The organism is Tritonibacter sp. SIMBA_163, from assembly GCF_046535935.1.
In the GTDB taxonomy this organism is placed as follows: domain Bacteria; phylum Pseudomonadota; class Alphaproteobacteria; order Rhodobacterales; family Rhodobacteraceae; genus Epibacterium; species Epibacterium scottomollicae.
Genome location: NZ_JAWJBP010001461.1, coordinates 1 through 232, shown reverse-complemented (window position 1 = coordinate 232; position 232 = coordinate 1). Strand labels below are relative to the sequence as shown.

Sequence of the window (232 nt, the reverse complement as noted above, 5' to 3'; positions counted from 1 at the left end):
GCTCCGCCCAGTACCAGCCCTTCTTCGTGCAGCATGTCGAAAACGTAAGGCAGCGCCTCGGAATCGGGGATCTGATAGTTGAAGGCAGGTTTGAGACCTTCCAGATTCTTGGTGATCCGCCCCTGCCCGATCCCTCCGGTGATGGAGGATCCTTCGCACGCCAGCTCTCCGGTGGTGTAGAATGACTAGAGCGCGGCACCGTTTGGCTCCGCAAGCCCGACCTTCACCCCCC

Annotated in this window: 1 pseudogene; it reads right to left on the bottom strand. The window is 60.8% G+C overall.

Annotated elements, in window-relative coordinates:
* A pseudogene (locus R0J92_RS27140) lies at positions 1 to 232 on the bottom strand (cysteine synthase A); the annotation flags it as partial.